Source organism: Pseudogemmobacter blasticus (assembly GCF_003071405.1).
Lineage (GTDB): Bacteria > Pseudomonadota > Alphaproteobacteria > Rhodobacterales > Rhodobacteraceae > Pseudogemmobacter > Pseudogemmobacter blasticus.
In genome coordinates this window covers 1,318,927-1,342,289 of sequence record NZ_CP020470.1, presented here as the reverse complement: position 1 = coordinate 1,342,289, position 23,363 = coordinate 1,318,927, and the positions used below count along the sequence as shown (strand labels likewise).

Here is a 23,363-nt window from a genome sequence, read left to right as displayed (position 1 = left end):
CAGCGGGCAAGTCGGCCCCGGAGATCACGGATGAACCGCAGAGGTTTCCTTGCCCTGTCCGCCGCGACACTGGCCCTGTTGCCGGTTGGGCCGGCCTTGGCCCAGGACGTGGTGACGGGCATCGTTCGCCAGCTTGAACGACGGGGCTATCGTGACATCACCGTCTCCCGCACCTGGCTGGGCCGGGCGCGGATTCAGGCGCATGGGCCGCGCGGGCTGCGCGAGATCATCATCAATCCCGCCACAGGCGAGATCCTGCGCGACCTGACCACCCGCGATGGCCGGAGCGGCGCAGCAGGCGGCGATCTTCTGGGGGGTGATGACGACAGCAAAGACGATGACGGCAATGATGATGACGGAGGCGATGACGACAGCGGTGATGACGATCACTCGGGTCACGGCGGCGGGGGCAGCGGTGGCGGTGAAGGAGAGGGTGATGACGACTGAGACCGCCGCCGGGGGGCGCAGGTGAGGCGAAGCTGGCCGCTTCTGCTGCTGTTCATCGCGCAGTTTCTGTGCGCGCTGTTCTTCGTGTTCGACATCCTGACCTCTGTTCTGGGTATCCCGGTCCGGCCGATGCCATGGGAATGGCGCGAACTGCTGGAGGTGGCGGCGGCCTTGGGTCTGATTGCCGGGTTGGGTCTTGGCGGTCTTGCGCTGCTTCGGGCGCGGCGGGACCAGCGCCGGGCAGAGGAAAAGCTGCGCCGGGCCTCGGGTGCGTTCATGGAGCTGCTGGCGGAACGCTTTGACGAATGGGGGCTGACCGCGGCCGAACGGGATGTGGCGCTGTTTGCGATCAAAGGGATGAGCACGGCCGAGATTGCCGGACTGCGCAGCACCAGCGAGGGCACGGTCAAGGCGCAGACGGCGGCGATCTACCGCAAGGCCGGCGTAAGCGGGCGGTCACAGCTTCTGAGCCTTTTCATCGAAGACCTGATGCGGGACGATGGCGCGATCCGGCCGATGACGGGGGCGGGCGGGCTTTCAGCGAAGTGAGGGCGGCGCCCCTTCGGCCTGACCCAGGCCGAACACAAGGCCGCGGCCGATCCGATGCACCAGCGCCGACCAGGCAGCAGCAGTCTCGGACGGCAGTTCGCGGCGCAGCACGCTGTCGAACAGGCCAAGCCAGACATCGAACATCGGGATGCGCACATCGCCCGCGGCGCGGTGTACCGCCAGCGGGTTGCCGTCATAGCCGCGGTCGAACAGGATGGCGTTCTTCCAGAACCGGGTGATCTTTGCCTCATGCGCGGGCCAGTCCTGCACATGGGCGGCAAACACCGGGCCAAGGCCGGGGTGTTGGCGCACACAGGTGTAAAACTCGGCAACCACGGCGGCGATCTGGTCTTCGGTCACGGCAAAGCGCGGCGGAATCATCCGGGGGGCCGTCAGTCGGCAGCGTAAAGCTGCAACACCTCAAGCGGAACGATGTGCAGCGTGTTCTGATGGGTGGCGGCAAGGCGCACCTGGGGCGCGGCGCCTTCTTCATGGGCCTGAAGGAAGCGGCTGGCGCACAGGCACCACTGATCGCCGGGCTTCAGACCGGCGAATCCATATTCCGGGCGGGGCGTCGACAGGTCATTGCCAAGGTATTTCGACAGCGCCAGGAATTCGGCCGTCATCTTGACACAGACGGTATGCAGGCCCCGGTCCATCGGGCCGGTGTTGCAGCAGCCATCACGGAAAAACCCGGTCAGGGGCCGGGTCGAGCACGGCTCCAGCGGGCCGCCGTGGACGTTGAGCGAGGGTTCCTTCATGCCCCCATCATGCCGCGCGCGCAGCGGTCTGTCCATGCAGGCCGGGATCAGGGTGTGGCGCAGGTCACGCTGGACCCCGCAACGATGGGCAGGCTGCCGTCTTCGCCCATCTCGCCCATCGTTGTGACGCTGAGCTGCCCCGCCGGGCCGGTGTAGCTGTAGGCACAAAAGCCGAAGCCGGTGCCGGAGCAATCCTCGACCTCGGGGAAGCCGGCGGCGGCAAGATCCTGCGCCTGGCCCGGTGATCGCTGGTCGCCGGCGGCTGGGGCTGCTTGCCAGCCCGCCTGAACCAGAAGCGCGCGCGCAAGGTCGATCGGCAGGCCGTCGATAAGGGGCACGGTTGCCGCATCCTGGCAGAGGCGTTCTTCCAGCGCGGGCGGCGTTACCAGGATGCCCAGGCCAGGCGCGCCCAGGTCAAGGGCGCGAAGGTCGGCCTCGGTTGAGGGCACAACGTCGCCCGAGAAGAGCCTTGCCCCGCCCTGGCTGCCGAAGGGTTGCACATAGGCAAGTTTGCTGGCGCCGGGTTCGGTGGCGTAGACCAGCGCGACCAGCCGGTCGCCTGCGAAAAGGCCGACATTGCCGTCCGACAATTCACATGTTCCGCTGGTGGCGGCAGCATAGGTGCCCACGAAGCTGACCGCCGTCAGGCCGCCGGCCAGCGCAACCTCTCCGGTCACGCCCCAGCCCTTGTCCTGCACGGCCCGACCCGCCGGGGTGGTCAGGGTCTCGACCAGAAGATGCGTGCAATAGGTCTGGTCCTCGCCGGCGGCGGGCGCCGCGGGCAGGCGGTCCAGCGCAACGATGGTCAGGCCGGAGACCTGGCTGGCAACGCGCGGGGCACCGGGGCCGGCGGTCGCGCCCGTGGCCGCAAGGGCCGCCGCCCCCAGTCCGATCCAGATTCGCTGCCGCATTCAGGCCCCCTGTCCACCGTTTCTGCGGACGATTGATCGGCGCGCATGGCGGTTCTGTCCAGTCGGGAAAAGCCGATCCATCGCGCGCACTGGACCCGCCCGGTGCCAGCCCCTATAAGGCAGCCCATGCAATGCGGGACGGGCCTTCTGCGAATTAGCGGCCCGGCGGGCTGAACGGTTCAGCCGCCGGGTTATCCCTGTTTGTCCGCGAGATTCCCGAGAGAGATCCGATGTCCTCCGACACGACCCAGACGCCCGATTACCGCGATACCGTCTTCCTGCCCGAAACCGAATTTCCCATGCGCGCCGGTTTGCCGCAGCGCGAACCCGACTGGCTGGCCAGGTGGGAAAAGATCGGCGTCTATGACCGCCTGCGCGAGAAGAAGACGCCCGATGGCGGCAAGCGGCCGCCCTTCGTGCTGCATGACGGCCCCCCCTATGCCAACGGGCACCTGCACATCGGCCATGCGCTGAACAAGGTGCTGAAGGATATGGTGGTCCGCTCGCAGCAGATGATGGGCCATGACAGCCGCTATGTGCCGGGCTGGGATTGCCACGGCCTGCCGATCGAATGGAAGATCGAGGAACAGTATCGCGCCAAGGGCCTGAACAAGGACGAGGTGGATACCGTCGCCTTCCGTCAGGAGTGCCGTGCCTTTGCCGCCGGCTGGATCGACGTGCAGCGAGAGGAGTTCAAGCGCCTGGGTGTGACCGGCAAGTGGGACGCCCCCTATCTGACGATGGACTATCACGCCGAAGCGGTGATCGCGGGCGAGTTCATGAAGTTCCTGATGAATGGCACGCTCTATCAGGGGTCGAAGCCGGTGATGTGGTCGCCCGTGGAAAAGACCGCGCTGGCCGAAGCCGAGGTCGAATACCACGACCATACCAGCCACACGATCTGGGTGCCGTTCAAGGTGATCGACGGCGGTCTGCCGGGCGCGCAGGCGATGATCTGGACCACCACCCCCTGGACCATTCCGCAGAACCGGGCGGTCGCCTTCAACCCGACCATCGAATACGGGCTGTATGAGGTGACGGGCCGACCTGATGAGTCGAACGTCGTGGTCGGCGCGACCTATCTGCTGGCGGACAAGCTGGCCGACGGCGTCTTTGCGGCGGCAAAGCTGGCCGAAGGGATGTATCGCAGGCTTCGCGCCGTTTCGGCCGAGGAGTTGGGCGCACTGACCCTTGCCCACCCGTTCCGCGGCATCGAGGGGGCCAATGGCGAGTGGGATTATGACGTGCCGATGCTGCCCGGCGATCATGTCACCGACGATGCCGGCACGGGCTTTGTGCATACCGCGCCCAGCCATGGCGATGACGACTATCAGATGGGCGTGAAATTCGGCCTGCCGATGACCTGGAACGTCGAGGCCGACGGCAGCTATCGCGCCGATCTGCCGATCTTTGGCGGGCAGGCGATCCTGACGGCCGAGGGCAAGGAAGGCCCGGCGAATGTGTCGGTCATCAAGCAGCTTGCCTATGCGGGCGCGCTGTTTGCCAAGGGCAAGCTGAAACACTCCTACCCCCATTCCTGGCGGTCGAAGGCGCCGCTGATCTATCGCAACACGCCGCAATGGTTCGTGGCCATCGACCGCACGCTGGACGACGGCATGACGACCTATGGCGACACCATCCGCAAGCGGGCGCTGACCTCGATCAACCAGCTTGTGCAATGGACCCCGGCCACCGGGCGCAACCGTCTTCATTCGATGATCGAGGCGCGGCCCGACTGGGTGCTGTCGCGGCAACGCGCCTGGGGCGTGCCGCTGACCTGCTTCGTGAAAAAGGGCGCGCGGCCGGATGCGCCGGACTTTCTGCTGCGCAACCCCGAGGTCAACGCCCGGATCGTGGCGGCCTTCGAGGCGGAAGGCGCGGATGTCTGGTATGTGCAAGGATTCAAGGAGCGGGTGCTGGAAGGCATCGTGAACCCGTCCGATTATGAACAGGTCATGGATGTGCTGGATGTCTGGTTCGACAGCGGCAGCACCCATGCCTTCGTTCTGCGCGACCGCCCGGATGGTGCAGAAGACGGCATCGCCGACCTGTATCTGGAAGGCACCGACCAGCACCGCGGCTGGTTCCATTCCAGCATGTTGCAGGCCTGCGGCACCAAGGGCCGGGCGCCCTATCGCGGGGTGCTGACCCACGGCTTCACGTTGGACGAGAAGGGCATGAAAATGTCCAAGTCGCTGGGCAACACGGTGGCGCCGCAGGCGGTGATCGACGAATACGGCGCCGACATCCTGCGGCTTTGGGTTGCGCAGAGCGACTACACCGTTGACCTGCGGATCGGGAAGGAAATCCTGAAGGGGGTGGCCGACAGCTATCGCCGGCTGCGCAACACGCTGCGCTTCATCCTTGGGGCGCTGAAGGACTTTGATCCGTCCGAACGGCTGCCGGTGGACGAGATGCCCGAGTTGGAACGCTGGGTGCTGCACCGGCTGGCGGGGCTGGATACGGTGGTGCGCGAGGGCTACGCCAAGTATGACTTCCAGGGCGTGTTCACCGAGCTGTTCACCTTTGCCACCAGCGACCTGTCGGCCTTCTACTTCGATATCCGCAAGGATGCGCTGTATTGTGACCGGCCGGACAGCGTGCGTCGGCGGGCCAGCCGGACGGTGCTGGACCTGCTGTTCCAGCGCCTGACCACCTGGCTGGCGCCGATCCTGGTGTTCACCATGGAAGAAGTCTGGCTGTGCCGGAACACCGGAGAGGGCAGTTCGGTGCATCTGGTCGACTTCCCGGAAACCCCGGCCGCCTGGCGGGATGAGGCGCTTGCGGCGAAATGGGATGGCGTGCGGGCGGCGCGGCGTGTTGTCACGGGCGCGCTGGAAGTGCAGCGCACGGCCAAGGTGATTGGGGCCAGCCTTGAGGCGGCGCCGGTGGTGCATGTGGCGGATACTGCGATTCTGGCGGCGCTGAAATCGCTGGACTTTGCCGAAACCTGCATCACCAGCGGCCTGCAACTGACGGGCGATGACGCGCCGCAGGAAGCCTTCCGCCTGCCCGATGTGCCGGGGGTTGGCGTGGTGTTCGAACGCGCGCCGGGTCAGAAATGCCTGCGCTGCTGGCAGATCCTGCCGGATGTCGGAACGCACAAGCACCCCGGCACCTGCAAACGGTGCAACGAGGCGCTTGGCTAACGCTTTGATATAAAAGGAACCGCGGGGCGCAGGCTGACTGGCCTGGGCCCCGCGAAGGCGCGATCAGCCCGCGACAGGGTGTGCGTAGCCAATCGGTTGAACCGGCCGGGCGGCAAGGCCCGGGGTCACGCCATCCAGCCCCATGTGCATGGCGCTGAGGTGGCTGCGGGAAAGCCCGATATCATCAAGCAGCCGGTCATCCGCGCGCGCCAGCAAGAACGCGGTCGAACGGCGCATCTGCATGTGGGCGAAAAGGCGGCGGAACATGATGATCTCCTTTGGTTGAGATTGTTTTTCTCACAAGGTTTGACATTTCACAAACGAATAGGTTTCATGGGTCGCATTGGTGAAATTCATGGGTCTGCAATGACGGCTCCGCTCGACAGCGATCTGATGCGCAGCTTTCTGGCGGTGGCCGACACAGGGTCGGTGACGGCGGCGGCGGCGCGGCTGTTGCGCACGCAATCTGCGGTCAGTCTGCAGATCAAGCGGCTGGAAGACAGCCTTGGACAGCCGCTGTTCGACCGGCAGGCGCGGGGGGTTCGCCTGACCCCGCGGGGCGAGCAACTGGTACCTTACGCGCGCCGAGTGGTGTCGCTGCTGGATGAGGCGGCGATCGCGCTGCGGGAAAAGCCGCTGGTCGGGCCGGTGCGCGTGGGTATCCCGGACGAATATTCCGGCAGTGTGCTGCCGCGCGCCCTGGCCGCCTTCGACGAGCGGCACGAGGGGGTGCAGGTTTCCATCCGCTGCGACCATTCCGAAGGCCAGATGGACGCGCTGGAACGCGACGAGATCGACCTCGCCGTGATCTATGACTGGTCCTATGTCGAGGAGGGCGAGCATCTTTGCATCGACCCGACGGTCTGGGTGACCTCGGTCGCGCATCAGCAGCATCTGCGGCGCCCTGTGCCGGTCGGGGGATACTTCCGGTCGGACTGGTGCCGGGATTTCGCGGAGGAATCGTTGAACCGGCAGGGGATCGTCTGGCGGCAAGCCTGGAGTTGCGATCTGGCGGGGGGCTTGCGTGTTGCCGTGACCAGCGGAATCGCCATCGCACCGCTGTCGCGCAGCACCATACCCCCGGGTTGCCGCGAGCTGACTTCAGCGGACGGCTATCCCATCGTGGATTCCGCGCGTGTCATCCTGCGGCGCAATCCGCGCGGCACGTCTCAGGCAATCGAAGGAATGGCGGCAATGCTGCGCGAGGCCTTTGCGCCCTTGTCCAGCCTTCACCCCAGAGCAGAGGGAGCAGGCAATGCCGCGGGCGCGTGACAAGGGAATTGTGATCGGCCGGTTTCCCGCCGGGCCGCTGAACGCCATCACCGATGTGGCGGGTGTGGCGGTGGGGCATGTGACGCTGGTTGAAGGCGACCGTATCCGCACCGGGGCCACGGCCGTTTTGCCGCATGGCGGCAACCTGTTCCGTGATCGGGTGCCGGCGGGTGTCAGCATTCTGAACGGATTTGGCAAGTTCGCAGGTCTGAGCCAGGTGCAGGAACTGGGCGAGCTGGAAACGCCGATCCTGCTGACCAATACGCTGGCGGTGGGGCGCGCGGTTCAGGCGCTGGTGTCCCATACCCTGGCACAGCCGGACAATGACCGGGTGACCAGCGTCAATGCGGTGGTGGGCGAGACCAACGATTCCCGGCTGAACGACATTCGCGCCGGCCGCCCGACCGTGGACGAGCACCGCGCCGCGCTGGCCGCCGCCCGCACCGGCCCGGTGGCCGAGGGCTGCGTGGGCGCAGGTACCGGGACGGTGGCCTTCGGCGTCAAGGGCGGCATCGGCACGGCGTCGCGGATCGTGGGGCCGCATGTTCTGGGCGTGCTGGTGCAGGCGAATTACGGCGGCACCCTGCGGATTGACGGCGCCCCGCTGCCGCAGCGGCCGGAACATGATGTGGACGGTTCCATCGTGATGGTGCTGGCAACCGATGCGCCGCTATGCGCCCGGAACCTGACGCGGCTGGCAACGCGGGCCTTTGGCGGGCTGGCCCGCACGGGGGCGGCCTTGTCCAACGGCTCGGGTGACTATGCGCTGGCGTTTTCCACCGCCGAAAGCCAGCGGCGGGGGCCGGGACGGCCGCCGTCCGGCGCGGTTCTGGGCAATGACGAGATGTCGCCCCTGTTCGAGGCGGCGATCGAGGCGTCGGAAGAGGCAATCCTGAACGCGCTGTTCATGGCCACTGCGATGCAGGGCTGGAACGCGGGGCAGGGTGATGCCGAAATCGTGGCCGCGATTGGCGACTGACGGGATTGGCCTGCCGGGCCGGCCATGGCAGCATGACCGGAATTTCCAATGCCGACCGGAGGTTGCGATGATGCGCTTCGCCCTTTCCCTGCTGCTGCTTGTGCCGGTTACCCCCGCCTGGGCCGATGCTGATGATGATGCGGCGGTTGAGGTGTTTCGCGGGGCGTTCGGTCAAAGCTGCACGTCCTTTGCCGAAGACGGCAGCCCGATCCGCCCCGCCCGACGGCATGATGTGAAGATGCCGGTGACATGGGGAGAGCCGGAGCAGGTGATCATGTGGCAGTTCCGCTGCGATCAGGGCGCCTACAACAGCGTCGATGTGTTCCTGCTGAAAACCGAATATGACGGCATCCGCCCGGTCGCGCTGGCCCGGCCCGAAATCAAGGCCGAATATGTGGACCCCGAAGATTCCGAAAGTGCGGTGAAGGCGATCACCATCATCGGCTGGGGGGCCGATGCCACGGCGATCAACGCGGGTTTTGATCCGGCAACGGGGATGCTGACCACACATGCGCTGTGGCGCGGCCTGGGGGATGCCTATTCGGACGGCACCTGGGTGTTGAAGAATGGCGGGTTCGTGCTGGTTCGCTATGAGGTGGACGCAAGCTATGATGGCGAAATCGCACCGCAGTTGAAGCTGGCCTTCCCGTGACCGGCACGCTGCACACGCCCCTTGGCCCGGTGTCGCTGCGGGAAGCGGCCGGGCGCATTGCGGAACTGATGTGGCGGCCAGGCGAGGGCGAGCCGACGGCGCTGGAGGCCGAGGGGCTGCGCCAACTGGCCGAATACTTTGCGGGAAAGCGGCAGGCGTTCGATCTGCCGCTGGACTGGGGCGCCGGCCTGCAAGAACGGGTGCGCCGCGCTATGGCCGCAATCCCCTTTGGCGAGACGCGGACCTATGGCGCGCTTTCGCGGCAGGTTGAAGCCCCGGCGCAGGCGGTGGGGCAGGCCTGCGGGGCAAATCCGCTGCCGATCCTTATCCCCTGCCATCGCGTGCTGGGGGCGAATACGCTGGGCGGGTTCTCGGCGCCGGGGGGCGTGGAATCGAAGGTCTGGTTGTTGCGGCACGAAGGGGCGGCGGGGCTGCTGATCTGACACCCGATCCGGGGTGCGCTGGCCTGACCGGCGGGTCCGATCTGGCGCCATGGCCCGGGCTTGCGCGGGCGCGGCCAGAGGGATAGCGCTATCTGTAACGGTTCTGTAACAGGCGCGCCCTTCCTTGCCCGTAATCGTTCTGCCTGCCGTGCTGGCCTCGGCCTTTCTGCCTGCGGTCTGCGACCGCCGGGTCTGCATGGGCGGGCAGGTCGCGGCCTTGGGGGCGGTGATGCGAGGGGCGGCATGAGCTTCTGGATCTTCGTGGCGGTGCTGGCGGCGGCCTTCCTGCACGCCTTGTGGAATGCGCTGATCAAGGTTGGCACGTCCAAGGTGGGCGGGATGGTGATCCTGTCCATCGTCGAGGTGCCGATCGGGCTGGCGGTGGTAGCGGTTTCCCCGCCCATCGACCCGGCGGCGATTCCCTGGGTGATTGCGGCCGGTTGCACGCATTTCTTCTACAAGTTCTTCCTGACCTATGCCTATGACCGCGGCGATCTGAGCCGGGTCTATCCCATCGCCCGCGGGGCGGCGCCGATGATCGTGACGCTGGTCGGGCTGTTTGTCCTGTCCGATACGGTCAGCGACTGGGAATATGCCGGGATCGCGGTGCTGGCGGTGGGTATCCTGCTGATGGCGCGCGGCGTGTTTTCCAGCGGTGAAAACCGGCGGCTGCTGCCCTTTGCCCTGGGCAGCGCGGCGGCGACGGCGACCTATACGCTGATCGACGGGCTGGGGGCCCGCGTTTCCGGCAGCCCCTGGGGCTATGTCGCCTGGGTTTTCGTGGCGGACGGCACATTCTTTGCCACCGGCATGGTGCTGTTGCGCGGGCTGGATGTCATTCCACGCAATCTGGCGGCCTGGCGGATGGGGGCGCTGGCCAGTGCGGCCAGCTATGGCGCCTATTCCGTCAGCATCTGGGCCATGACCTTCTCGTCGATTGCGGTCGTCTCGGCCTTGCGCGAAACCTCGATCCTGTTCGCCGTGCTGATCGGCTGGCTGGCCTTTGGCGAGAAGATGACGGCGGAAAAGGCGCTGGCGGCGCTGGTGATCGTGGCGGGCGTCATGCTGACGCGGCTTTAGGTCTTAGCGGACGCGCTTGATGCGTTCAGGGAAGATCTGCTGCGCGATGCCGGCCAGAACCAGATAAAGCGAGGTCAGGATCAGGCCCCAATGCGCCAGGCTGCCTTCGGCAAAGTTGACCATGGCGGCCCAGGCGGCAAAGCAGATCCAGGCGATGCAGACACCCAGAGACAGGCTGCGCCAGCGCTTGGTGCGGGTCGGGTGGATGAATTTCAGGTTGGTGAACATGGTGATGGTCAGCAGGATCACCACGATCAGGATCGTGCCCTGCGATGGCGCCACGGCAAACAGCACCAGAACAACCATGTTCCAGCAGGCCGGAAAGCCCGCAAAGGATTTGTCCGTGGTCTTCATCCGCGTGTCGGCAAAATAGACGACAGAGCCATAGACGATGATCGCCAGCCAACCCGTCCAGCCCGACAGCAGCCCCGACTTGAACAGCGCATAGGCCGGGATGAAGACATAGGTCATATAGTCGATGATCAGGTCCATCAGCACACCGTCATAGGTGGGCCAGTTCTTGTGAACCTCGTACTTGCGGGCCAGCGGGCCGTCGATGCCATCGACGATCAGCGCCACCACCAGCCAGAGGAACATCAGGCTCCACTTCTCTTCGACGGCGGCCAGCATGGCGAACATCGACAGCACGGCGCCGGTGGCTGTGAGAAGGTGAACGGACAGGGCCTTGAGACGATCGTGCATGGGCAAGTCTTGAACCAAAGAGCGACGGGGTGCAACAGGGGGGGGTCAGGATTTCCCCATTGCGGCGCGGGGATGGGCGGCCTCGTACACCTCCATCAGACGGGCGGCATCGACGGCGGTATAGGCCTGGGTGGTGGACAGCGAAGCATGGCCCAGCAGTTCCTGAATGGCGCGCAGGTCTCCGCCCGCCGTCAGCAGGTGGGTGGCAAAGCTGTGGCGCAGCGCGTGCGGCGTGGCCGTGGCGGGCAGGCCAAGCTGAAGCCGCGCCTTCTCCATCGCCAACTGGATCAGGCGAGGGTTCAGCGGGCCGCCGCGGGCGCCGCGGAACAGCGGCTCGCCGGCGGGCAGATCCCAGGGACACAGGCGGACATAGGTCGCCGCCGCCTCACGCGCGGCGGGCAGCACGGGAACAAGGCGGGTCTTGCCGCCCTTGCCGGTGATGCGCAGCACATCGGGCAGGGGGATGGCGTCGCCGGTCAGGCCAAGCGCTTCGGAAATCCGCAGCCCGCAACCGTAAAGCAGCGTCAACACCGCAATGTCGCGGGCCTGTTGCCAGTCGTCGCGCGCCTGCAGGCCGACGGTTTCGATCACCTCGGCGGCGCCGTCTTCCGACAGCGGGCGCGGCAGCTTGCGGCGGAACTTCGGACCGCGGGCCGACAGAACGGGCGTGGCCTCGGCCCCCGTGCGATCCGCGGCCCAGGCGGTGAAGGACTTGACCGCCGACAGCGCGCGGGCCAGCGACCGCGCCTCAAGCCCGCGGCCGCGCTCATGCGCCATCCAGGCCCGCAGGTCGGATTGCGTGGTGGCCAGAACCGCGGGCAAGCCTTCGGTGCCGCCCTTGTGCTGCGCCAGAAAGCCCAGATAGCCGCGCACATCGGCGGCATAGGCCGTCAGCGTGTTTTGCGAGGCGCCCTTCAGCGCCGACAGTTGGGCCAGCCAGTCCGACAGGGCCGCGCGAAGCTGCGGTGCGATGGCAAGCGTGTCGGTCACGACAGCCAGCGGCGCATGGTGCGTTCGAAGATGCCGGCAAAGAAGGCCAGCAAATCAGTGCCTTGCGTCGGCTTGAACTGGTTGGGGTCTTCGGCGGCGAAGACCAGCATCCCGGGCAGCCGGCCCGCGCCGAAATCCAGCCGCAACAGCGCCTCGGAGCGGATCTTGCCCGCGCGATCGCCATAAAGCGCATCGCCCTGCGGCGAGACGGGGCGCAGGGTGACGGGGCGCAGCGGCACGTTGCGGCCGCCGGCCAGGTAGTCGGCCACAAAGCCCGGCTCGGCCACATAAAGCACTTCGCCCAGCTTGCGCAGGGCGGGGTCATTGGCTTCCTGGCGGCTTTCCAGGACGAGGCGGACGCAGTCTATGCGGAGGGTGGCGGCGACGTCGGTGGAGAGGGTGCGGAGGAAATCCTCGAACCCCAGCGGGTCCAGCATCTGCAGGATGGCGCGGTGCACCTGATTGGTGCCGGCGAGGTTTTCATAGGCCGCCGCAATGACGCTGCGGTGGGTGTCTTCCAGCCGCTCCAGCCGGGTTTCCAGCCGCTGCATGGCGATGCCGCGCAGGTCTATGATGTTGTTTCCCATCGCTCTTTCGTTGGCGGCGACAAGGGCATTCATCACGTCGGTATCGTCAAGAATGCTTTCCGGTTCGGCGATCAGGCGATCGCGCAGGTCTGGTTCGATCATGGAAGGGCTGCCCGGAGTTTTGTGTGACTTGCCCTGCACTATAGCGGAAAAGCGGCCTCGGGCGGTAGGGCCTGAGGGCAACAGGAACAGGAATTCTGACGTCTTGCCGCGGTCTTGCCCGCGTCTTCCTTCCGTCTTGCCGTGCGCCGGGCTGAGACGGCGTTAACCCTTGCGCCCCATGCTGGCCCCGCAACGCAGACCGCGCGGAGACACCATGCCCGACCTGAAGAAACAGCCACCCCGCCAGCGCGCCCACATGACCTATATGATGGATGTGATGCGGTGCCTGGAATGGGACCTGCACAACACCATTGAACTGACCGGCCGCATCCCGGCCGAATGGCACGAGATTGCCCGGGCCACGCCGCGATCAAACCGGGTGAAGGTGAACGTGAGCCTTGAGGCCGATGTGGTGAAGTTCTTCAAGTCGATGGGCGCGGGCTATGGGCCGCGCATCAACGATGTGCTGCGCAGCTACATGCACGCGCGTCTGGCGGGGGTGATCCGCGGCGCCGAGACGATTGCGCATTACCGCGCCCGGGCGGAGAGCCACGACGGGCCGAAACCGGAGTTCGGCGACCTGGCCCGCGACCTGGGCGAGGCCTGGCAGGACGAGGGGCCGGAGGTGGAACAGGCGGCCCGGGCAAAGATGCAGGAGACGATGCAGCGGCGGTTTGGGGAAGGCGGCGTGCCGGAGGGGGAGGAGGGGGTGCCTTGGGTCAGGTGAGGGGGGGAGCGAATGAGGCGCCTAAGGCTGATCCTTTTTCTTTGTTTCAAGCTTTGGAAGTATCGGAAACACCGACCTAAAGCTGTCGTACAAGCTTCGAATTGTGCCCGGTGCTATTTGATCCATGAGCCCAAGTATACTCGCTACGCTGCTTGCTGCTCCCAAAGCCTCAGGGCTCACAACAACAAAGAGCGAAGTAAAGAACAGGAAACGTCCCATATAGATGGAACCACTCTTTATCGCTTCTAGTCGGCGCCTGCGAATAACGGCTTTCCGTCTGTCATCATAAGTAAACGCCTCCGCCTCACCAAAATCTCGGACTTCTCGGCTGATGTCTCTCAGTAAGGTTGGAATATCTGGAGAGAAAACAGGATTTCCCTCCTTGTCGACGGCTGATGCAATCAGATCTGCAGCTTTTCCAAAGCTTGCCGCTGGATCAACACTTGAATTGCTCTCGTCTATCGCTGATGATTCCACTTCCTGCGCGCGAGCAAGCGCCTCTCTGAAGTAAAGACGCATTAACTCTATATGGTCAGCGTTAAAGCCATCTATAGCCTGATCGTCCCATCCATTAATCGCGGCGCGAAATTCATCGTCTGAGGTTCTCCCGGCTATTGTTGCGCCAAGCCTGTGCAGCAGCCTTGGATTCGGGGCGTCTTTATTGCATTCTGCCTGATACTTTTTCAGGTGCTCTATAAACCTATCAGTCTCAATGTTGGCGCCACGCGAGATCCCGTCCATAATAAGCGCAGATTGTTCACTTAATGAGGCAAGGAGGTTGCGTCGGTCCTGAACTATTTGCTCAATAGCGGTGTCGCTTTGATCTTTCTCAAATGGAACCGCAATGATCCGGTTGGATTCAGGGTCGAAGGCAAAATCAGTCAATGATGCCTTTAGAATGGACGAGTCAAGTTGGCTTTTTGTACTTATAACGTCAATTGGAACGGTGATGCCAATCGCCTTCGATACGTTGTTAATGCGTTCAATCTCTTGGTTCAAAATCCTTTGGCCGGCAACAAGAAGCAGCCGCCGATACTTGCGCCCGGGATAAGTGATTCCGCGTTCCCAGTTTCCAATAGTTGCTTGAGATACGCCAACTGAATCTGCCCAATCAGATTGACTCATTGTTGATGACCGAAATTGCCGGAATAGCTTTCTGTCAAAAGAATCATCTGATTGAAGCTTCTTGACAAAATCTGAGTAGGCGCCAATTCGTCCTGTCAAAATCTCTCGAAGGCGGTTTCGATTTTCCGTTACCCTGTCCGCTACTGAATTCATTTAAGATTTTCCCAACCTAAATTGTTTTGAACTCAGTGTAGCAACGGTGTTTCACCGTTGCAACTCCAAGAGTATATAAGAAAGGGAACGAAAGTGTCTAGCGTTGTGCGCAGCATACGATGCTATGGGTGAACCGCCCCACTGTTTGTACGCATCGAATAGATTTTAACCTTGGCCCGGAACCAAGGCGCTTGCGCCGCCGGGCCGCGCCCTCCCTCCCCCCGGGAGGGCGCTTTGGACGTGTCCCGCGCAGAACAGCGGTGGAAGGGGTTGAGGGATAAAGTGCTTCGCTCGACCGTTGGTGCGCCCGCCCGAGGGAGGGCGCGGCCCTGTGTTCGTGCTGGTGCTTGAGGTGGGGCGGTGTGTGGCCCCACCCCCATCCCCTCCCCACGAGGGGGAGGGGAGGTGCGGAGGTTGGGGGTTGGTCTGGGGACAGGGGCGCCGCGCTGCGCCGCCCGGGGGGCGGGCGGGCGTGGGCGGGCGAGGGGGGATCAGAGAATCTTCTGCCCGGTCTTCGCCCAGTCCTTCATGAACTGCTCCAGCCCCTTGTCGGTCAGCACATGGTTGGCCATGGCCTTGATCACCGAGGGCGGGGCGGTCATCACGTCGGCGCCGATCAGGGCGCATTGCGAGGCGTGGTTCAGGGTGCGGACCGAGGCGGCGAGGATCTGGGTCTCGAAGCCGTAATTGTCATAGACCTGACGGATGTCGGAAATCAGTTCCAGCCCGTCAAGGTTGATGTCATCCAGCCGGCCGATGAAGGGCGAGATGAAGGTGGCGCCGGCCTTGGCGGCCAGCAGCGCCTGGTTGGTGCTGAAGCACAGGGTCACGTTGACCATGCGGCCTTCTCCGGTCAGCACCTTGCAGGCCTTGAGCCCGTCCCAGGTCAGCGGCACCTTGACGGCGATGTTTTCGGCGATTTCGGCCAGCTTGCGCCCTTCGGCGATCATCTCGTCGGCCTTCAGCGCCACCACTTCGGCCGAGACCGGGCCCGAGATGAAGGAACAGATTTCCTTCGTCACCTCAAGGATGTCGCGCCCCGATTTCAGGATCAGCGAGGGGTTGGTGGTCACGCCATCGACCATGCCAAGGTCGTTCAGCTCGCGGATTGCGTCCACATCGGCGGTATCGACGAAGAATCTCATGGGGCCTGTCCTTCTGGCGCGTCAGGGTGGTTCGGGGCTGGAGAAGCCGGGATGCGGCGGGTATTACCGCAAGACAGCCCCGGGCGAAAGATGCAGGGGCGATGAAGGATAGCGCAAGCGTGGCCGAGCGGGTGTTCGACGAAGGCGAGGTGGTGGGCGTCCTGACGACGGAACCGCTGGGGCGCCTGTTGGACTACAAGGCGCCGGAAGGCGGCTGTGGCACCGGCGATTTCGTCGAGGTGCCGCTGGGGCCGCGCCGCGTGCTGGGCGTGGTCTGGGGCAAGGGCGAGGGGCGGTGGGACCCGGCGAAGGTGCGCCCGATTGCCCGCGTGCTGGACGCGCGCCCGATGCGGGCGGAACTGCGCAGTTTCCTGACGCGCGCCGCCGATTACACGCTGACGCCCTGGCCGGCCATGCTGCGGCTGGCGACGCGGGCGCCGGGGCTGTTCGACCCGCCGTCGATGCGCAAGGTCTATCGCCTGGCGGGGCCGGTGCCGAACCGGCTGACCGAGGCGCGGGCGCGGGTGGTCGAGGCGCTGCGCGGCTGGGGCGGGGCCGCCGTCACCCTGCGCGAACTGGCCGAGGCGGCGGGTTGTGGCACCGGGGTGGTGAAGGGGCTGGTGAAGCTGGGCGTGCTGGCCGAGGAGGAGGCGCCGAAGGACACGCCCTATCCGCCGCTGAATCCGGCCGGCCTGCGGGCGCTGGCGGGCGAGCAGGTGGCGGCGGCCGATGCGCTGGTCCATGCGACAACGGCGGGCGAGTATCAGACCTTCCTGCTGAAAGGCGTGACCGGCAGCGGCAAGACCGAGGTCTATCTGGAAGCGGTGGCCGAATGTCTGCGGCGGGGCCGGCAGGCGCTGGTGCTGTTGCCGGAAATCGCGCTGACGGCCGATTTCCTGGCCCGGGTCGAGGCGCGCTTCGGGGCACGGCCCGGTGAATGGCATTCCGGCGTGACCCAGACCGAACGCCGCCGGCTGTGGAAGATGTGCGGTGACGGGGGCGTGGAACTGGTGGTGGGGGCCCGGTCGGCGCTGTTCCTGCCGTTCCGCGACCTGGGCCTGATCGTCGTCGATGAGGAACACGACACCTCCTACAAGCAGGAGGAGGGCGTACTCTACAACGCCCGCGACATGGCGGTGCTGCGCGCCTCGATCTGCGGCTGCCCGGTGGTGCTGTCTTCGGCCACGCCCAGCCTTGAAAGCTGGGCCAATGCCGAGGCGGGCAAATACCTGCGTCTTGATCTGGGCGCGCGCTTCGGGGTGGCGGAGCTGCCGGCGATGAAGGCGGTTGACATGCGGGCGGAAAGCCTGGCGGCGAACCGCTGGATTTCCCCCACGCTGGCGCGCGGGGTCGAGGCGCGGCTGGAGCGCGGCGAACAGGCGCTTTTGTTCATCAACCGCCGCGGCTATGCGCCGGTGACGCTGTGCCGGGCCTGCGGGGCGCAGGTGGGCTGCGATCATTGCGATGCGCGGATGGTGGAACACCGTTTCCTGAAGCGGCTGGTCTGCCACCAGTGCGGCGCCACCAAGCCGGTGCCGCAGGCCTGCCCGTCCTGCGGGGTTGAGGGGAAGATGGCGGCGGTGGGGCCGGGGGTCGAACGGCTGGCCGAAGAGGTGGCCGAACGCTTCCCCAAGGCGCGGCTGGCGGTGCTGTCCTCCGACCTGTTCGGATCGGCCCGCGCGCTGAAAGAGCAGATCGAGACGATCGCCGCCGGGGCGGCCGACATCATCATCGGCACGCAGATCGTGGCCAAGGGGCACAACTTTCCGCTGCTGACGCTGGTCGGCGTGATCGACGCCGATCTGGGGCTGCAAGGGTCTGACCTGCGGGCGGCGGAACGGACGTTCCAGTTGATGCGGCAGGTGGCGGGCCGGGCGGGGCGGGCCGACCGCCCGGGCGAGGCCTGGCTGCAAACCCACCAGCCCGAGCATCCGGTGATCCGCGCCATTCTGGGCGGCGATGAAGAGGCGTTCTGGCGGGCCGAAGCGTCCGAGCGCCGCGCCGCGGGCGTGCCGCCCTATGGCCGGATGGCGGGCATCATCCTGTCGGGCCCCGATGTGGCGCAGATCTTCGATCTGGGGGGCGAGCTTGCCCGCCGGGCCGAGCCGCTGCTGCGGGCGGGGGCACAGGTGTTTGGCCCCGCCCCGGCGCCGATTGCCCGCGTGCGCGGGCGCCACCGGGTGCGCCTTCTGGTCAAGGCGCCAAAGGCGGTGCCGCTGCAACCGGCGCTGGCGGAATGGGTAGCGCAGGTGAAGATCCCGGCCAATGTCCGCCTGGCCATCGACATCGACCCGCAAAGTTTTCTGTAACGCCAGTCCTGCGGACCCGGCGGCCCTTTCATCTGTCCGCAAATATCCCGGGGGTGCGGGGGCAGCGCCCCCGCAGAAACGTCAGGGATTGGCGGGCGCTTCGGCCGGGGCGGCGCCGTCTTCCGGGGCCGCGGGGGTGCCTTCGGGGGGCGCGGTCAGGATGCCGTTCTGCCAGATGCCTTCGGCCACCTGCCCGGTGGCATAGGTCATCTTGCCCTGACCTTCGCGCTTGCCCGCCTTGAAGGTGCCTTCATAGACATCGCCCGAAGGATAGGTGGCCTTGCCCTGTCCGTTGATCTCGCCGGCGGTCCAGTCGCCGATGTAGCGGAAGCCGTCAGGCATGGTCAGTTCGCCCTTGCCATCGCGCAGGCCGGCCTTGAAATCACCCTTGTAGACCGTGCCATCGGCATAGGTCGCGTTGCCGGTGCCTTCGCGCACGCCGGCCTTCCAGTCGCCTTCATAGCGATAGCCATCGGGATAGGTCATGGTGCCGGTGCCATCCGGCTTGGCGGCGGCAAAGCTGCCTTCATAGACCTGCCCGTTGGCATAGGTTGCCTTGCCCGCGCCCTGGATCACGCCGTTTTGCCAGGCCCCCTGATAGGTGGAGCCATCGGGATAGGTGATCGCGCCCTGGCCATCGGCCTGATCGGCCTTCATCGCGCCCACATAGACCGAGCCATCGGGATAGGTGACCGAGCCGGTGCCCTCCATCCGGCCCTCGACCCAGGCGCCTTCGTATTTGAAACCGTCCTTGGCGGTGAAATTGCCCTGGCCGTGCCGGCGGTCGGCCTTGTAGTCGCCTTCGTAGACATCGCCCGAGGCATGGACCGTGCGGCCCTTGCCATCGCGCTGGCCGTTGACGAAGGCGCCTTCATAGACATCGCCATTGGGCTGGGTCAGCTTGCCGGTGCCGTTGATCTGCCCTTCGGACCAGTCGCCGACATAGGTCAGCCCGTTCGGCATGATCAGCGTGCCCTTGCCGGACCGTTCGCCCTTGGCAAGGCCGCCTTCATAGGTGGTGCCATCGGCATAGGTGATCTTGCCGGTGCCTTCCTTGGCCCCGGCCACCCAGTCGCCTTCATAGCGATAGCCGCCGGGATTCTCGATCACGCCCTTGCCGTTCTGCTGGCCGTTCAGGAAGGTTCCGGTATAGACCGCGCCATTGGGATAGGTCGCCTTGCCTTCGCCCGTCATCTTGCCTTCGGTCCAGTCCCCTTCATAGGTGCCGCCATCGGCGAAGGTGATCTTGCCCTTGCCGTTCGGCTGGCCCTTGCTGAAGGTGCCTTCGTAGACCGACCCGTTGGGATAGCGCGCGGTGCCCTGGCCGCTGATTTCGCCATCAACCCAGGTGCCGGTATATTCAAAGCCGTTCGGCAGCTTGTAGGTGCCCTGGCCATGCTGGCGGCCGTTGCGGAACGTGCCTTCATAGACCGAGCCGTCATCATACTGCTTTGTGATGACCTCATCTTCCGACTGGGCAAGGACAGGCGCGGCCAGCGCCAGCGTGACGGCAACAACTGAGGCCGGAAGAAGACGCATCGCACAAGGCTCCTGGGTTCTCGAATCCCGGTGGCAGGGTAGGGGCGGGCGGCGGGGCTGGCAAGCCGGGCACCGCGTTGCCCGCGCATCGGCAAGGGTTTTCCCGCGCATCGGTTCTGCTAGAAGCGGGGAATGTGAAAAGGAGTCCCGTGATGACCGACATTTTCCGGCTGCTGCTGGTGCAGGCCAATCCCACCGTCGGCGACATCGCGGGCAATGCCGCGAAGGCGCGCGGCCACTGGCAGGCGGGCCGGGCGGCGGGGGCCGACATGGTGGCGCTGACCGAGATGTTCGTGACCGGCTACCAGACCCAGGACCTGATCCTGAAGCGCGCCTTCCAGGATGAGGCGATTGCCGCCATCGAGGCGCTGGCGAAGGACTGCGCCGATGGGCCGGCGCTGGGCATCGGCGGGCCGGCGCGGGTTGGCGGGCGGCTTTACAATGCCTGGTGGGTGCTGCAGGGGGGCCGCGCCACGGCGACGGTGCTGAAGCACCATCTGCCGAATGACGCGGTGTTCGACGAGAAGCGGATCTTTTCGTCGGCCGAGGTGGCGGGGCCCTATGTGGTGAACGGTGTCCGCATCGGCACGCCGATCTGCGAGGATGCCTGGCACCCCGACGTGACCGAGACCCTGCAGGAAACCGGGGCCGAGATCCTGCTGATCCCGAACGGCAGCCCCTATCACCGCGGCAAGCCGAACCTGCGGCTGAACCTGATGATCAGCCGCGTGATCGAGACGGGGTTGCCGCTGTGCTATCTGAACATGGTCGGCGGGCAGGATGACCAGGTGTTCGACGGGTCCAGCATGGTGCTGAACCCGGGCGGGCATCTGGCGGTGCAGATGCCGCAGTTCGACGAGGCGGCAGAGCTGGTGACCTTCCGGCGCACGGCCGAGGGCTGGCGGGCCGATGCGGGCGGGATCGCCGATCTGCCGCCCATCGGCGAGGCGGATTACCGGGCCTGCGTGATGGGGCTGGGCGACTACATGCGCAAGACGGGCTTTTCGAAGGCGCTGCTGGGGCTGTCGGGCGGGATCGACAGCGCCATCGTGGCCGCCATCGCGGCCGATGCGCTGGGGCCGGAAAACGTGCGCTGCGTCATGCTGCCGTCGGAATTCACCAGCGCCCATTCGCTGGAGGATGCCACGGCCTGCGCGCAGCGGCTGGGCGTGCGGCTGGATACCGTGCCGATCAGCGGGGCGCAGGCGGCGGTGGGGCAGGCGCTGGCGCCGCTGTTTGCCGGCACCGAGGCGGGGGTGACGGAAGAGAACATCCAGTCGCGCCTGCGGGGGCTTTTGCTGATGGCGCTGTCGAACAAGTTCGGCGAGATGCTGCTGACCACCGGCAACAAGAGCGAGATGGCGGTCGGCTATTGCACGATCTACGGCGACATGAACGGCGGCTACAACCCGGTCAAGGACATGTACAAGACCCGCATGTTCCTGACCGCGAAATGGCGCAACGAGAACCACCGCCCCTGGATGAAGGGCCCCGGCGGCGAGGTGATCCCGCAGCGCATCATCCAGAAGCCGCCCTCGGCGGAGCTGCGGGCGAACCAGACCGATCAGGATTCGCTGCCGCCCTATGAGGTGCTGGATGCCATTCTGGAAGGGCTGGTCGAACGCGAGGAATCGGTCGCCGATCTGGTGGCGCGCGGCTTTGACCGGGCCACGGTGAAGAAGGTGGAGCATCTGCTCTACATCGCGGAATACAAGCGGTTCCAGTCCGCCCCCGGCGTGCGGCTGACGCAAAAGGCGTTCTGGCTGGACCGCCGCTATCCCATCGCCATGCGCTGGCGTGACGGATCGGGCGGCTGAGGGAAAGGCGCGGCCGAAGGCCTGTTGTCTCGCCTCTGGCGCGCGCAAGGGCGCGCGCCGACCGGCTTGGGCGCTGCCTGCCGCGCGGGGATATTTGGGGACAGATGAAGGCGGGGCGGAGAACGGCTGCGAGGCGGCAAACCTGTCTGGCATATGTGGAGATTTGACCTGAGCCCGGCTTGGGGTCTAGAACTTCAGGTCCGGCACCGGACGTTCCCGCGTGGCGGGTTGAGCCGAGGGCAGGTGCGATGACCGGAACCTTTGTGATCCTTGATCTTCTTGGCGGCGTTGCCCTGCTGTTGTGGGGCGTGCGGATGGTGCGCACCGGGATGGAACGGGGATGGGGCGACCGGCTGCGGGGCTGGCTGGAACGGCGGCTGTCGAACCGGATCGCGGCCTTTGGTGGCGGGTTGGCCGTCACCTCGGTTCTGGGCAGCGCCACGGCGACGACGCTGATCGTGGCCAGTCTGGCCGGATCGGGGGTGCTGGCGCCGGCGACCGGGCTGGCGGTGCTGCTGGGGGCCGATGTCGGATCGGCGGCGACGGCGGCGATCCTGGCCTCCGGCTCCTCGGCGGCGGCGATGCTGGCGCCGGCGCTGATCTTTGCCGGCTATGTGCTGTTCGGCCGGTCGGCCGAGTTTCGCCCGCGCAACATGGGGCGGATGCTGATCGGGCTGGGGCTGATGCTGTTCGCGCTGAAGCTGGTGGTGGGCGCGACTGCGCCGCTGCGGGAGGCGTCGCTGTTTCACGAGGTTCTGGGCGCGCTGGCGGCCGAGCCGTTCCTGGCCTTTCTGGCCGGGGCCATCCTGACCTGGATCTGCCATTCCTCGCTGGTGGTGGTGCTGCTGCTGACCACCTTCGTGATGAACGGCAGCCTGTCGCCCGCCGAGGTGGCGCCCTTCGTGCTGGGGCTGAACTTCGGGGGCGGCCTGCCGGCGCTGTCGGCCACCTTTGGCCAGCCGGCGGCGGCGCGGCGGTTGCCGGTGGCCAACCTGCTGTGCCGGGGCGGGCTGGCGCTGGCGGGGCTGATCGGCATCAGCTTCCTGTTGCAGGGGCTGGAATATCTGCATCTGACCCCGGCAACGGCGGTGGCGCAGATGCACCTTGGGTTCAACCTGGTGGCGGCGCTGCTGTTCCTGCCGCTGTCGGGGCAGATCACCCGGCTGGTGGCGCGGTTGATGCCGGCGGATGAACAGGCCGCCGACCCGACGATGACCCCGCGCTATCTGACCACGCACGCCTCGGTCACGCCGCAGATGGCGCTGACCAATGCGGCGCTGGAAACCACGCGGATGGCCGAGATGGTGGCACGGATGACCGAACAGGCGCTGGACGTGCTGGAGAGCGGCAAGCTGGAGACTCTGCGCGAGCTGGCCCGGATGGACGGGCTGCTGTCGGCGCATCGCAAGGCGCTGGGCGGCTATCTGGCGGGCCTGTCGGCCGAGGGCCAGACCAGCGACGAGGCGCGGCGGGCGCGCATGATCCTGCATTATGCGGGCAGTCTGGAACATGCCGGCGACATCCTTCGCCGCAGCCTGGGGGACAGGTCAAGGCAGAAGGTGCGGCGCAACATGGTGCTGAGCGACGCGCAGCGCGAGGGGCTGTCCGAGGCGCGCGGCATCGTGCTGGATTCGCTGCGCGTTCTGCCCGCCGCGCTGTGTTCGGATGATCTTGAGGTGGCCAAGGATCTGGCCGGCCAGAAGGACGCCTTCCGCAATGTTGAGGACCGGATCATCGCGGCGGAACTGGCAGACGGATTTGCCGACCCAGAGACCGCCAAGCTGTTCGCCGACATCCTGCGCGACCTGCATCGGGTGAATTCGGCCCTTGCCGCCGCCGCCTATCCCAAACTTGCGGCGGCAGGCGTGTTGCGCAGCACCCGGCTGCGGGCCATCGACGTGCCGGCGCTGGTGGAAAGCTGAAG

The 23,363-nt window shown here is 66.0% G+C and carries 23 protein-coding genes; 13 read left to right on the top strand and 10 right to left on the bottom strand.

Features of this window, described 5'->3' with window-relative positions:
* The first annotated feature begins 30 nt into the window (after positions 1-30).
* Complete coding sequence (locus B6K69_RS06510; RefSeq protein ID WP_228156823.1) at positions 31-447, top strand: twin-arginine translocation signal domain-containing protein; 417 nt, start codon at positions 31-33, stop codon at positions 445-447.
* A 21-nt stretch (positions 448-468) separates the two neighbouring features.
* Positions 469-996: a helix-turn-helix transcriptional regulator gene (locus B6K69_RS06505; protein ID WP_228156822.1), complete on the top strand. Its 528-nt coding sequence runs from the start codon at positions 469-471 to the stop codon at positions 994-996.
* Here B6K69_RS06505 and B6K69_RS06500 read toward each other — a convergent pair.
* The 3 genes from B6K69_RS06500 to B6K69_RS06490 are packed head-to-tail and all read right to left on the bottom strand — an operon-like array spanning position 985 to position 2,668.
* On the bottom strand, positions 985-1,377 hold the full coding sequence (locus tag B6K69_RS06500) for a group III truncated hemoglobin (protein ID WP_107672377.1): 393 nt from the start codon (positions 1,375-1,377) through the stop codon (positions 985-987). The two genes, B6K69_RS06505 and B6K69_RS06500, sit on opposite strands and share 12 nt — an antisense overlap.
* A gap of 11 nt (positions 1,378-1,388) precedes the next feature.
* On the bottom strand, positions 1,389-1,757 hold the full coding sequence (locus tag B6K69_RS06495; protein ID WP_107672452.1) for a DUF2237 family protein: 369 nt from the start codon (positions 1,755-1,757) through the stop codon (positions 1,389-1,391).
* A 47-nt stretch (positions 1,758-1,804) separates the two neighbouring features.
* Positions 1,805-2,668: a hypothetical protein gene (locus tag B6K69_RS06490; protein ID WP_108643205.1), complete on the bottom strand. Its 864-nt coding sequence runs from the start codon at positions 2,666-2,668 to the stop codon at positions 1,805-1,807.
* Positions 2,669-2,898: 230 nt separating this feature from the next.
* Here B6K69_RS06490 and ileS point away from each other — a divergent pair, with 230 nt between their 5' ends.
* On the top strand, positions 2,899-5,817 hold the full coding sequence (gene ileS / locus B6K69_RS06485) for an isoleucine--tRNA ligase (RefSeq protein ID WP_108643204.1): 2,919 nt from the start codon (positions 2,899-2,901) through the stop codon (positions 5,815-5,817).
* A 63-nt stretch (positions 5,818-5,880) separates the two neighbouring features.
* Here ileS and B6K69_RS06480 read toward each other — a convergent pair whose 3' ends face one another.
* The gene (locus tag B6K69_RS06480) at positions 5,881-6,084 is read right to left on the bottom strand and encodes a DUF1127 domain-containing protein (RefSeq protein ID WP_108643203.1); all 204 of its coding nucleotides are present in this window, start codon (positions 6,082-6,084) and stop codon (positions 5,881-5,883) included.
* A gap of 99 nt (positions 6,085-6,183) precedes the next feature.
* Between B6K69_RS06480 and B6K69_RS06475 the strand changes: the two genes are divergently transcribed.
* The 6 genes from B6K69_RS06475 to B6K69_RS06455 all read left to right on the top strand — a co-directional run bounded on the left by B6K69_RS06475 (position 6,184) and on the right by B6K69_RS06455 (position 10,243).
* Positions 6,184-7,089 carry a LysR family transcriptional regulator gene (locus B6K69_RS06475; RefSeq protein WP_107672381.1) on the top strand — a complete coding sequence of 302 codons (906 nt, stop codon included), beginning with the start codon at positions 6,184-6,186 and terminating at the stop codon, positions 7,087-7,089.
* A complete protein-coding gene (locus B6K69_RS06470; RefSeq protein WP_108643202.1) occupies positions 7,073-8,068 on the top strand; it encodes a P1 family peptidase in 996 nt (331 codons plus the stop codon). Before B6K69_RS06475 ends, B6K69_RS06470 begins: the two co-directional genes overlap by 17 nt.
* Positions 8,069-8,135: 67 nt before the next feature.
* Positions 8,136-8,720, top strand: a complete 585-nt coding sequence (locus tag B6K69_RS06465) for a DUF1176 domain-containing protein (RefSeq protein WP_108643201.1) — start codon at positions 8,136-8,138, stop codon at positions 8,718-8,720.
* On the top strand, positions 8,717-9,163 hold the full coding sequence (locus B6K69_RS06460; RefSeq protein ID WP_228156821.1) for a methylated-DNA--[protein]-cysteine S-methyltransferase: 447 nt from the start codon (positions 8,717-8,719) through the stop codon (positions 9,161-9,163). Before B6K69_RS06465 ends, B6K69_RS06460 begins: the two co-directional genes overlap by 4 nt.
* A gap of 124 nt (positions 9,164-9,287) precedes the next feature.
* The gene (locus tag B6K69_RS18540) at positions 9,288-9,410 is read left to right on the top strand and encodes a hypothetical protein (protein WP_257791682.1); all 123 of its coding nucleotides are present in this window, start codon (positions 9,288-9,290) and stop codon (positions 9,408-9,410) included.
* The gene (locus B6K69_RS06455) at positions 9,407-10,243 is read left to right on the top strand and encodes a DMT family transporter (protein ID WP_108643200.1); all 837 of its coding nucleotides are present in this window, start codon (positions 9,407-9,409) and stop codon (positions 10,241-10,243) included. Before B6K69_RS18540 ends, B6K69_RS06455 begins: the two co-directional genes overlap by 4 nt.
* Positions 10,244-10,246: 3 nt before the next feature.
* Here B6K69_RS06455 and B6K69_RS06450 read toward each other — a convergent pair whose 3' ends face one another.
* The 3 genes from B6K69_RS06450 to B6K69_RS06440 are packed head-to-tail and all read right to left on the bottom strand — an operon-like array spanning position 10,247 to position 12,624.
* Positions 10,247-10,945 carry a CDP-alcohol phosphatidyltransferase family protein gene (locus B6K69_RS06450; protein ID WP_108643199.1) on the bottom strand — a complete coding sequence of 233 codons (699 nt, stop codon included), beginning with the start codon at positions 10,943-10,945 and terminating at the stop codon, positions 10,247-10,249.
* Positions 10,946-10,990: 45 nt separating this feature from the next.
* Positions 10,991-11,935: a tyrosine recombinase XerC gene (locus B6K69_RS06445; protein WP_108643198.1), complete on the bottom strand. Its 945-nt coding sequence runs from the start codon at positions 11,933-11,935 to the stop codon at positions 10,991-10,993.
* Entirely contained in the window at positions 11,932-12,624 is a 693-nt protein-coding gene (locus B6K69_RS06440; protein WP_108643197.1) for a DUF484 family protein, read from the bottom strand. Before B6K69_RS06440 ends, B6K69_RS06445 begins: the two co-directional genes overlap by 4 nt.
* A 214-nt stretch (positions 12,625-12,838) precedes the next feature.
* On the opposite strand from B6K69_RS06440, the gene B6K69_RS06435 reads away from it, so the two are divergent.
* Positions 12,839-13,351: a BrnA antitoxin family protein gene (locus B6K69_RS06435; protein WP_164681899.1), complete on the top strand. Its 513-nt coding sequence runs from the start codon at positions 12,839-12,841 to the stop codon at positions 13,349-13,351.
* A gap of 21 nt (positions 13,352-13,372) precedes the next feature.
* On the opposite strand, the gene B6K69_RS18000 is transcribed toward B6K69_RS06435, so the two are convergent.
* Positions 13,373-14,629: a helix-turn-helix domain-containing protein gene (locus B6K69_RS18000; protein WP_123876542.1), complete on the bottom strand. Its 1,257-nt coding sequence runs from the start codon at positions 14,627-14,629 to the stop codon at positions 13,373-13,375.
* A gap of 491 nt (positions 14,630-15,120) precedes the next feature.
* Positions 15,121-15,774, bottom strand: a complete 654-nt coding sequence (fsa, locus tag B6K69_RS06430; RefSeq protein WP_107672389.1) for a fructose-6-phosphate aldolase — start codon at positions 15,772-15,774, stop codon at positions 15,121-15,123.
* Positions 15,775-15,875: 101 nt separating this feature from the next.
* Between fsa and B6K69_RS06425 the strand changes: the two genes are divergently transcribed.
* Positions 15,876-18,083, top strand: a complete 2,208-nt coding sequence (locus tag B6K69_RS06425; RefSeq protein WP_108643195.1) for a primosomal protein N' — start codon at positions 15,876-15,878, stop codon at positions 18,081-18,083.
* Positions 18,084-18,164: 81 nt separating this feature from the next.
* On the opposite strand, the gene B6K69_RS06420 is transcribed toward B6K69_RS06425, so the two are convergent.
* On the bottom strand, positions 18,165-19,622 hold the full coding sequence (locus B6K69_RS06420; RefSeq protein ID WP_108643194.1) for an MORN repeat-containing protein: 1,458 nt from the start codon (positions 19,620-19,622) through the stop codon (positions 18,165-18,167).
* Between the two features lie 152 nt (positions 19,623-19,774).
* On the opposite strand from B6K69_RS06420, the gene B6K69_RS06415 reads away from it, so the two are divergent.
* Both B6K69_RS06415 and B6K69_RS06410 read left to right on the top strand, forming a co-directional pair.
* Positions 19,775-21,439: an NAD+ synthase gene (locus tag B6K69_RS06415; RefSeq protein ID WP_108643193.1), complete on the top strand. Its 1,665-nt coding sequence runs from the start codon at positions 19,775-19,777 to the stop codon at positions 21,437-21,439.
* A 248-nt stretch (positions 21,440-21,687) separates the two neighbouring features.
* The gene (locus B6K69_RS06410) at positions 21,688-23,361 is read left to right on the top strand and encodes a Na/Pi cotransporter family protein (protein WP_108643192.1); all 1,674 of its coding nucleotides are present in this window, start codon (positions 21,688-21,690) and stop codon (positions 23,359-23,361) included.
* Positions 23,362-23,363: the final 2 nt, after the last annotated feature.

Bases quoted from the DNA above. Each gene is read 5' to 3' on its own strand.
- B6K69_RS06425 (WP_108643195.1), top strand. From the start codon at position 15,876: ATGAAGGATAGCGCAAGCGTGGCCGAGCGGGTGTTCGACGAAGGCGAG.
- B6K69_RS06500 (WP_107672377.1), bottom strand. From the start codon at position 1,377: ATGATTCCGCCGCGCTTTGCCGTGACCGAAGACCAGATCGCCGCCGTG.
- B6K69_RS06440 (WP_108643197.1), bottom strand. From the start codon at position 12,624: ATGATCGAACCAGACCTGCGCGATCGCCTGATCGCCGAACCGGAAAGC.
- B6K69_RS06415 (WP_108643193.1), top strand. From the start codon at position 19,775: ATGACCGACATTTTCCGGCTGCTGCTGGTGCAGGCCAATCCCACCGTC.
- ileS (WP_108643204.1), top strand. From the start codon at position 2,899: ATGTCCTCCGACACGACCCAGACGCCCGATTACCGCGATACCGTCTTC.
- B6K69_RS06490 (WP_108643205.1), bottom strand. From the start codon at position 2,668: ATGCGGCAGCGAATCTGGATCGGACTGGGGGCGGCGGCCCTTGCGGCC.
- B6K69_RS06455 (WP_108643200.1), top strand. From the start codon at position 9,407: ATGAGCTTCTGGATCTTCGTGGCGGTGCTGGCGGCGGCCTTCCTGCAC.
- B6K69_RS06480 (WP_108643203.1), bottom strand. From the start codon at position 6,084: ATGTTCCGCCGCCTTTTCGCCCACATGCAGATGCGCCGTTCGACCGCG.
- B6K69_RS06410 (WP_108643192.1), top strand. From the start codon at position 21,688: ATGACCGGAACCTTTGTGATCCTTGATCTTCTTGGCGGCGTTGCCCTG.
- B6K69_RS18000 (WP_123876542.1), bottom strand. From the start codon at position 14,629: ATGAATTCAGTAGCGGACAGGGTAACGGAAAATCGAAACCGCCTTCGA.
- B6K69_RS06495 (WP_107672452.1), bottom strand. From the start codon at position 1,757: ATGAAGGAACCCTCGCTCAACGTCCACGGCGGCCCGCTGGAGCCGTGC.
- B6K69_RS06475 (WP_107672381.1), top strand. From the start codon at position 6,184: ATGACGGCTCCGCTCGACAGCGATCTGATGCGCAGCTTTCTGGCGGTG.
- B6K69_RS06420 (WP_108643194.1), bottom strand. From the start codon at position 19,622: ATGCGTCTTCTTCCGGCCTCAGTTGTTGCCGTCACGCTGGCGCTGGCC.
- B6K69_RS06470 (WP_108643202.1), top strand. From the start codon at position 7,073: ATGCCGCGGGCGCGTGACAAGGGAATTGTGATCGGCCGGTTTCCCGCC.
- B6K69_RS06510 (WP_228156823.1), top strand. From the start codon at position 31: ATGAACCGCAGAGGTTTCCTTGCCCTGTCCGCCGCGACACTGGCCCTG.
- B6K69_RS06450 (WP_108643199.1), bottom strand. From the start codon at position 10,945: ATGCACGATCGTCTCAAGGCCCTGTCCGTTCACCTTCTCACAGCCACC.
- B6K69_RS06465 (WP_108643201.1), top strand. From the start codon at position 8,136: ATGATGCGCTTCGCCCTTTCCCTGCTGCTGCTTGTGCCGGTTACCCCC.
- B6K69_RS06435 (WP_164681899.1), top strand. From the start codon at position 12,839: ATGCCCGACCTGAAGAAACAGCCACCCCGCCAGCGCGCCCACATGACC.
- fsa (WP_107672389.1), bottom strand. From the start codon at position 15,774: ATGAGATTCTTCGTCGATACCGCCGATGTGGACGCAATCCGCGAGCTG.